This window comes from Pseudomonas sp. OV546, assembly GCF_900116845.1.
Lineage (GTDB): Bacteria > Pseudomonadota > Gammaproteobacteria > Pseudomonadales > Pseudomonadaceae > Aquipseudomonas > Aquipseudomonas petroselini.
Map to the genome: position 1 here is coordinate 1 of NZ_FPCE01000034.1, position 1,197 is coordinate 1,197.

1 protein-coding gene is annotated in these 1,197 nt (G+C 53.2%); it reads right to left on the reverse strand.

Annotated features, from left to right (window positions below):
- Nucleotides 1-1,095, reverse strand: a 1,095-nt coding sequence (locus tag BM403_RS31250) for an integrase core domain-containing protein (RefSeq protein ID WP_093547042.1), incomplete at its 3' end; no start/stop codon positions are given.
- Between the last annotated feature and the right edge of the window lie 102 nt (nucleotides 1,096-1,197).

Genomic DNA, 1,197 nt, shown 5'->3' on the forward strand with positions numbered 1-1,197 from the left:
ATAATCACACAGGTACAAATCCCAGACATCATCCTCAGCTTCTTTGAGCCCTATCCTTTCCCCGGATAATGCCTCGCTGACAAATACCAACTTGCCATTCCACTTGATCGATCCATCCTGCCTGACGCTTCGAACCCGCATTTCTGCCGGATACTCCACATCGGGCAAGCATCCTGGATAAAGTCGGGTAGACGGCACATACACATCTCCCGGACGTTTCATACCAAGCGCTTCATGAGGGCGTACGTAATTGAACTCATGTTTGAAATGCTCCAGCAAAAGCTGCTGCTCAACCAAATTGCTCCCTAGCGGTAGCTCAAGTTTCAGGCTGCGGTGCATTCGTTCGTGGCGACCATTCTGGGCGGGCCTTCCTGGCATGGTTCGCTCGGGATAAATACCTAAACGGATCCACCAAACGGCCAGCGTGGACATTCTGGCCAGACCAGGAGAAGCGAAGGGGACGCCGTTGTCAGAGCGAATGACTTCCGGCATGCCGTACTCCTGAAAAAGCCGCTCAAAGGTCTGCTTTACAGGTTGGGTCTTGATTTTAGGGTGAGCCCTGCAAGCCAGAATCAAACGGGATGCATGGTCTGTCACGGTCAGCGGGAAGCACATCTGCGCGTTGAGCATCTTGAATTGCCCTTTGTAGTCAGCGCACCAGGTTTTGTTGGGGTCATTGGCTTCTCGCATTTCAATATGGGAAGTGCCGTGCCGACGCTTGAACCGCCGCTTATTGACCAGCCCAAGTCGGTCAAGCCATTGGCCGGCTGTACTGGGAGACGGCCAATCGATAGAGGGATCTTCAATTCGCAATAGCTCGATGAGCTTCTTTGGCCCCCATTTATCGTGAGCCTCCTTCATGGCCACTACGCGAGCCAAGATCTCATCGTCGGTCTTGTTTGGGCTGTTATGAGGTCGCCGAGAAACCTCGGCTAACGACTTCAAATCGCCGTTATGCCGAGAAATCCATTTGTCTACGGTCGGTCGACTGACACCGAAGCGGCGGGCCAGCTGGCTTTTCGTGAAATTACCCGAAAGCCAGTCAGCAACCAGCTTGATTCGTTGGTTCATGGGGGACTCTTGGTTCCAGGGCATGATCAGTTACCTCCTGATCATGCGTATTAACCTGTAAACCATGTCCCCGGTTAGAAATGTAAACGATGTCCCCGGTTTGTACCGGGGCAAGCCCCCTCCCAC